The sequence below is a fragment of the Amycolatopsis sp. NPDC054798 genome (assembly GCF_053611505.1).
The window spans coordinates 16013-22709 of sequence record NZ_JBSHAM010000116.1; the positions used below are offsets into that span (position 1 = coordinate 16013).

The 6697-nt window shown below is 73.6% G+C and carries 6 protein-coding genes and 1 pseudogene; 2 read left to right on the forward strand and 5 right to left on the reverse strand.

Annotated features, from left to right (window positions below):
• Nucleotides 1–97: 97 nt before the first annotated feature.
• From ACWGIC_RS39690 to ACWGIC_RS39710, 5 genes are all read right to left on the reverse strand, one after another.
• Nucleotides 98–586, reverse strand: coding sequence for a GyrI-like domain-containing protein (locus ACWGIC_RS39690; protein WP_452081099.1), 489 nt, complete (start codon nucleotides 584–586; stop codon nucleotides 98–100).
• Between the two features lie 30 nt (nucleotides 587–616).
• Nucleotides 617–940: a YciI family protein gene (locus ACWGIC_RS39695; RefSeq protein ID WP_452081100.1), complete on the reverse strand. Its 324-nt coding sequence runs from the start codon at nucleotides 938–940 to the stop codon at nucleotides 617–619.
• Nucleotides 940–1743, reverse strand: coding sequence for an alpha/beta fold hydrolase (locus ACWGIC_RS39700; protein WP_452081101.1), 804 nt, complete (start codon nucleotides 1741–1743; stop codon nucleotides 940–942). The genes ACWGIC_RS39695 and ACWGIC_RS39700 overlap by 1 nt, the downstream gene beginning before the upstream one ends.
• Nucleotides 1740–3068, reverse strand: a complete 1329-nt coding sequence (locus ACWGIC_RS39705; RefSeq protein WP_452081102.1) for an RNA polymerase sigma factor — start codon at nucleotides 3066–3068, stop codon at nucleotides 1740–1742. Before ACWGIC_RS39705 ends, ACWGIC_RS39700 begins: the two co-directional genes overlap by 4 nt.
• Nucleotides 3069–3172: 104 nt before the next feature.
• On the reverse strand, nucleotides 3173–3931 hold the full coding sequence (locus ACWGIC_RS39710) for a TetR/AcrR family transcriptional regulator (RefSeq protein ID WP_452081103.1): 759 nt from the start codon (nucleotides 3929–3931) through the stop codon (nucleotides 3173–3175).
• Between the two features lie 208 nt (nucleotides 3932–4139).
• Here ACWGIC_RS39710 and ACWGIC_RS39715 point away from each other — a divergent pair, with 208 nt between their 5' ends.
• Nucleotides 4140–6506: a DEAD/DEAH box helicase gene (locus ACWGIC_RS39715; RefSeq protein WP_452081104.1), complete on the forward strand. Its 2367-nt coding sequence runs from the start codon at nucleotides 4140–4142 to the stop codon at nucleotides 6504–6506.
• Nucleotides 6503–6697: pseudogene (locus ACWGIC_RS39720) on the forward strand (SWIM zinc finger family protein); the annotation flags it as partial. The gene ACWGIC_RS39715 and the pseudogene ACWGIC_RS39720, both read left to right, overlap by 4 nt.

A 6697-nucleotide genomic window follows, 5' to 3' on the forward strand; every position in this document is an offset into this window, starting at 1 on the left:
GGCCGGCGGGGGGGGGCCGGCCCCGCCCCTACCCCCCCCCCCCGGGGGGGGGCCCCTCCCCCCCCGGGGCCGCCGCCCCCCCCCCCCCCCCGGCGGGTCAGTCGGCGAGCCGGAAGCAGAGGTCGGTGTCCCAGTTGTTCGGGTCCGGCTCGACCTGCGGGTGGGTGCGGTAGATCTCCAGCCGGGCGCCCCAGTGCTCGCCGTCGGCCTCGACGGTGCGGTCCCAGCGCACGTCCTCCTTCTCGCCCCAGGCGAGCAGGTCGGCGGTGGCCGCGAAGAGGCCGGCGGGCGAGCCGTGGTGGGTGGCCTGTGCGTATTTCCCGGCGGGCAGGACGGCGTTGAAGTACTCGTCGCCGAGGTCGACCGGCTCCGCCACGGGCACTCCGGCCTCGACGGTGACGGTCTTCATGTCCGTGCCGAGCACCAGGTACCGCAAGAACGGGGCGCAGGCGGGCTCGAGGCCGCGTTCGGCGAGTTCGCCGACGATCGCGGCGATCCGGTGCGCCACGTCGGCCATTCCGTCGAAGGCGACCGTCGCGCGGTAGCCGACGTAGCGCTGTTCGTTTCTGTCCACAATGGAGGGCATGGGGTTTCTTTCCGGGTCGGGGTGCGGGAATCAGCCCAGGAGCGGGCGGACTTCGATGGTGCCGTAGGAGGCGGCCGGGTGCCGGGAGGCGTGCTCGACGGCCTCGTCGAGGTCGGCGCATTCGAGCACGGCGTAGCCGCCGATCTGGTCCTTGGTCTCGGCGAACGGCCCGTCGGTGAGCAGGACGTCGCCGTCGCGCACGCGCACCGTGGTGGCCGTCGCGGGCGGGTGCAGGCCTCCGCCGCCGAGGAGGATGCCGCGTTCGAGCAGGTCCTCGGACCAGCCGCCGCAGCCGATCGCGAGCTGTTCCTCGGTCGGCTCCTCGGACCCGGCGATCATCAGCAGGTAGCGCATCAGTCCTCCTCGTCGAAGGTTTCGGCGAGCCGGGAGGCGAAGGCTTCGGGCTCGGAGGCGAAGCCGCCGTGGTCGCCGGGGAAACGGACGGGTTCGGCGCCGAGCGCGCGGGCCAGCCCGGCTCCCGCCTCGTACGCCGGGGTCCCGGCGGCGTCGCCCACCGCGACGACGATCCGGGTTTTCGCGGCGGCGAGCGCTTCGAGATCGGGTTCCCAGGCTCCGACGGCGGCCATCAGCTTGCCGAAGAACAGCTCGAAGTTGCCGCGCATCTGCTTGCCCTGCTCGATTTCCTCGGCGGTGGGGTGCTCGGGCGGCGGCGGGATCTCGAATCCGCTGGCTGCCATGAACGCGCCCATCGCCGCGTCGATGCCCTGTTCGCGGTAGACGGCCGGGATGTCCGGGAAATCGGCCAGCAGGGGGCCGAGATAGCGGCTGACCGGCGGCTCGTGCGCCACCAGCGTCCGCACCGCGCCCGGATAGCGGGTGACGTGTTCGAGCATGGTGATCGCGCCGCCGCTGTTGGCCAGCACCGAGACCGGTCCGGCGTCCAGTTCGGCGAGCAGCCGCTGGACGTCCTCGGCGTGCTGCTCGACCAGGTCGTCGGCGAGATCGGCGGTCCGGCTGCGCGAGATGCCGCGCGGGTCGAAGGTGACGACGGTGTAGCGGTCGGCCAGGCAGGGACGCAGCGCGGTGAACGCGGTGGCGTCCGCGGGTCCGCCGGGCACGAGGAGCAGCAGCGGGCCGGAGCCCGCGACGTCGTAGTGGATCTCCGCGCCGGGCACGCGAAGGGTCTTGGTGATCATGTCTGTCCTTCCGGGGTTCGGGCCGGTTTGCCCTCCCGACGAATGGACGGGGCGGAGACAGACACCTCCGGCGAAGAAATTTCCGAAAGGCGCCTCCGGAGGTAGCCGCGTTCGGCTCCGGTGCGGGCCAGCGCGAGCGCTTCGGCGTACGCGGCTTGGGCTTCTTCGGTGCGGCCGAGCCTGCGCAGGAAGTCCGCGCGGGTGGCGGGCAGCAGGTGGTAGCCCGCGAGGTCTTCGGTCAGCCGGTCGGCGAGGGCGAGCCCGGCTTCCGGCCCGGCGGCCATGCCGACCGCGACCGCGCGGTTCAGCTCGACCACCGGGCCCGGCCGGAACCGCAGCAGTTCGAGGTAGAGCCCGGCGATCTGCGCCCAGTCGGTGTCCTCGGCGCGCGCGGCGGTGGCATGGCACGCGGCGATCGCGGCCTGCACCTGGTACGGCCCTGGGGTGCGGCGGCGCAACGCTCCCTCCAGCAGCGCGGTGCCCTCGGCGATCGCGGCGGTGTCCCAGTGGGTTCGGTCCTGTTCTTCGAGCGGGATCAGTTCGCCGTCGGGCCGGTTTCGCGTGGCGCGGCGGGCGTGCTGGAGCAGGAGCAGCGACAGCAGGCCGGTGGCCTCGGGTTCGTCCGGCATCAGGGTGGCGAGCAGCCGGGCCAGCCGGATGGCTTCGACGGCCAGGCCGGGCCGCTGCAACTGCTCGCCTTCGCTCGCCGAGTAGCCCTCGTTGAACAACAGGTACAGCACGCCGAGCACCGCGGCGGTGCGTTCGGGCAGCAGATGGGCAGGCGGCACCCGGTACGGGATCCCGGCGGCGCGGATCTTGCGTTTCGCCCGGACGAGACGCTGCGACATCGTCGACTCGGCCACCAGGAACGCGCGCGCGATCTCCGCGGTGCTGAGCCCGACGAGGGTGCGCAGCGCGAGCGCGACCTGTGCTTCGAAGGCGAGCGCGGGATGGCAGCAGGTGAAAATGAGCCGGAGCCGGTCGTCTTCTACCCCGCCGTCTCCGTTGTCTCCACTGTGGACAGTCGCCGGTTCGTCCGGGACGGCCAGCAGTGCGGCTTCCCGGAGTTTGCCCGCGCCCACGGACGCGCGCCGGAGGCGGTCGACGGCACGGTTGCGGGCGGCGGTGGTGAGCCACGCCCCGGGGCGCTCGGGAACCCCGTCGCGCGGCCAGGTGCGCACGGCGAGGGCGAACGCGTCCTGCGCGCATTCCTCGGCCAGGTCCCAGTCTCCGGTGACCCGGATGAGCGTGGCCACGACGGAGCCCCATTCGTCGCGGAACGCCTGCGCGATCGCGGCGTCGGCCGCGTCGTGCTGCCTGGTCACCTCGTGCTCCCCTCGGGCTCGTCGGCGGACGGGTTCCGCCGACGCCCTTCGGACGGTAGACCGGCGCACCGACAATTTCGCGGGGTTCGCGAGGTTTCGCGCGATCAGGCTCCGGCGAGCTGCGCGATCCCGTCGAGGATGCGGGCGAGCCCGAACCGGAAGTGGTGCTCGGGATCCGAGGACCCGCCGTAGGTCTGCCCCGCGGTCGTGCCGACCCGGCTCGCGCGTGGGAAGTGCACCGGATCCGCCGCCGGGATTTCGGCCAGCACCGGCGCGGAGCGGTCCCACCAGTCGAGGTCGGTCATCCCGCTGCGGCGCGCGGCGCGGGCCGCGTCCACCGAACCGCGCGCCGCGCCGGCGACCAGGCCGTTGAGCAGGCTGACGATCGCGTCGAGCTGGACGTCGTCGAGGTCGAGTTCGTCCATCGCGGCCAGTTCGCGCTCGTATTTGGCGAAGGTGTGCGGACCCAGTGTCGGGCGGCCGACGCGGACCTCCAGCAGCCACGGATGCCGGTGGTAGAGCCGCCACAGGTCTTCGGCGACCGCGGCGAGCCCGGCCCGCCAGCCTTCCGGCAGCTCGCCGGGGAGTTCGCCGTGCGCGTGGTCGAGCATCAGCTCCAGCAGTTCGTCGCGGCCGGGCACGTAGGTGTAGAGCGACATCGTCGCGACGCCCAGTTCGTCGGCGATCCGGCGCATGGTGACCGCGTCCAGCCCGTCGGCGTCCGCGACCCGGATCCCGGCCAGCACCACGTGCTCGACCGACAGCTTCGGTTTCGGGCCGCGGCGCGGGGGACCGGGCACGCCCCACAGCAGTTCGATGGTCCGCCGCGGATCGCCCGGCTCGGTGTCCGTTCCGGTGTCCATTTCGCTCCTCGTACGCAGTACAGAGTTTTCCGGTACACTATCCCGTACAGGTCAGCCAGGGGAGGGCGGAACACTGAATTCAGTGGTGGTGGAGCCGGGCCGGATCGTGCTCTGGAGACCGGACGGCGCGGAGCCGGACGGTCCCGGGGAGCCCGGCACAGTCGAGGTCGTGCTGGCGGAGGGGGTGCGCACGGTGCCCGCGCTGCGGTTGCCGGCCGCGGAGGCGGCGCCGGTGCTGCGGTCGCTGACGGATCCGTCGGCGCGGTTCTGGGCGCTGGCCGCCGAAGCGGCAGAGCGGCTCGCCTCGGCCGGGTGGACCGGACCGCTCGACCCGGCCGAGGAAGCGTGGCTGCGCCGTCTCGCCGACGCGATGCCGCCGCACGCCCACGCGACGCCGCTCCCAGGCGACCCGGCGCGGTTGCCGGAGCCGTATCCGCTGCTGATGCGGTTCCTCGGGGACGTCGCCGGGGTGCAGCCCGCGCTGCGGGTGTCGCTGCGCATCGAGTCCGACGATCTGGCGGGCGGCCGGTTCCGCGCGGTCGTCCAGGTGCACGGCGGCGCCGAGCCGCTGGTCGACGCGGAAGAGCTGTGGCGCACCGGCAGCCAGGAGGCGCGGCACGAGGTCCTGCTGACCTTGCGGCATGGGGCGGAGGTGTGGCCGGCGCTCGCTCCGCTGCTGTCGGCGGCGGTTCCGTCGTCGGTCGAGCTGGGAGACCGCGAGATCGCCGAACTGCTCGCGGGCGCGCTCGACGCCGCGGAGCTGGCGGTGCACTGGCCCGCCGAACTGACCGGGCTGGCCGCGCGAGCGGTCGTCCGCCCGGGCGACGCGCCGTCGGACGCGCGGTCGTTCTTCGGCGGCGACCAGGTGCTGCAGTTCGACTGGCAGCTCGCGCTCGGCGACAGCGAGCTGAGCGTCGCGGAACTCGACGCGCTCGCCGAGGCCCAGCGTCCGGTCGTCCGGCTGCGGGACCGGTGGGTGCTGCTGGACCGCACCACCGCTGACCGCGCGCGGGACCGCTCGCTCAAGCCGCTGACCGCGATCGAGGCGCTCGGCGTCGCGCTCACCGGCCGCACCGAGGTCGACGGCGCCCAGGTCGAGGTCCGCACCGACGGCTGGCTGGAGGAGCTGCGCGCGCGGCTGGCGGCCGATCCCGTCCCGGTGCCGCAGCCGCCCGGGCTGGCCGCGACCCTGCGCGACTATCAGCTGCGCGGCCTGCAGTGGCTCGACACCGTCACCGGGCTGGGCCTCGGCGGCTGTCTCGCCGACGACATGGGGCTCGGCAAAACCGTCACGCTCATCGCACTGCACCTGCACCGCGGCGCCGGTCCGACGCTGGTCGTGTGCCCGGCCTCGCTGCTGGGCACCTGGGAGACGGAGATCCGCCGGTTCGCGCCCGGCGTGGCGGTGCGCCGGTTCCACGGCACCGCACGGTCGCTGGACGATCTCGACGGCGGTTTCGTCCTCACCACCTACGGCACGCTGCGCACCGACCCGGCGCCGCTGGCCGAGGTGAGCTGGGACCTGCTGGTCGCCGACGAGGCGCAGCACGTGAAGAACCACCGCTCCGACACGGCGAAAGCGTTGCGGCTGCTGCCTTCCGCGGCGAAAGTGGCGCTCACCGGCACGCCGGTGGAGAACACGCTCACCGAACTGTGGGCGATCCTCGACTGGACCACGCCCGGGCTGCTGGGCCCGCTCGCCGACTTCCGCCGCCGCTGGGGAAAGCCGGTCGAATCCGGCGCGGCCCCGGCGGTCGCCGAGCAGCTGTCCCGGCTGCTGCGGCCGTTCCTGTTGCGCCGCCGCAAATCCGACCCGGGCATCGCGCCCGAGCTGCCCGCCAAAACCGAGACCGACCGGCCGGTGTCGCTCACCGCCGAGCAGGCCGCGCTGTACGAGGCGACGGTGCGCGAGCTGATGGCCGACATCTCCGCGAGCGACGGCATGGCCCGGCGCGGCCGGGTGCTCAAGCTGCTCACCGCGCTCAAGCAGATCTGCAACCATCCCGCGCAGTACCTCGGCGAGTCCGCCGGCAGCACGCTCACCGGCAGGTCCGGGAAACTCGAACTGCTCGACGAACTGCTGGACACCATCCTCGCCGAGGACGGCGCGGTGCTGGTGTTCACCCAGTACGTGGCGATGGCGCGGCTGCTCGAACGGCACCTCGCCGCGCGCGGCGTCCCGTCGCAGCTGCTGCACGGCGGCACCCCGGTCGCCCGGCGCGAGGAACTGGTCCGCGGCTTCCAGAATGGCGACGTGCCGGTGTTCCTGCTGTCGCTCAAGGCCGCGGGCACCGGGCTCACCCTCACCCGCGCCGACCACGTCGTGCACTACGACCGGTGGTGGAACCCGGCGGTCGAGGACCAGGCGACCGACCGCGCGTACCGGATCGGGCAGACCCGGCCGGTGCAGGTCCACCGGCTGGTCGCGGAAGGCACGGTCGAGGACCGGATCGCGGTGATGCTGCGGGAGAAACGCGCGCTCGCCGACGCGGTGCTCGCTTCCGGCGAGGCCGCGCTCACCGAACTCACCGACGCCGAACTGGCCGAACTCGTCACCCTCCGGAGGCCACGATGACCGACCGGGTCCGCGGATTCCCCGCGTTCCCCGCCCGACCCGGCCGCGGCCCGTTCGCCCGCACCTGGTGGGGCCGCGCGTGGCTGCAGGCGATGGAGGACACCGCGCTCGACCTGCGGCAGCTGAAGAAAGGCCGGAGCTACGCCGCGGCGGGCCTGGTCGGCCCGATCACGGTCAGCCCGGGCCGGATC

Excerpts from the sequence above, each read along its gene's own strand:
- ACWGIC_RS39690 (WP_452081099.1), bottom strand. The coding sequence starts at position 586 with ATGCCCTCCATTGTGGACAGAAACGAACAGCGCTACGTCGGCTACCGC.
- ACWGIC_RS39700 (WP_452081101.1), bottom strand. The coding sequence starts at position 1,743 with ATGATCACCAAGACCCTTCGCGTGCCCGGCGCGGAGATCCACTACGAC.
- ACWGIC_RS39710 (WP_452081103.1), bottom strand. The coding sequence starts at position 3,931 with ATGGACACCGGAACGGACACCGAGCCGGGCGATCCGCGGCGGACCATC.
- ACWGIC_RS39695 (WP_452081100.1), bottom strand. The coding sequence starts at position 940 with ATGCGCTACCTGCTGATGATCGCCGGGTCCGAGGAGCCGACCGAGGAA.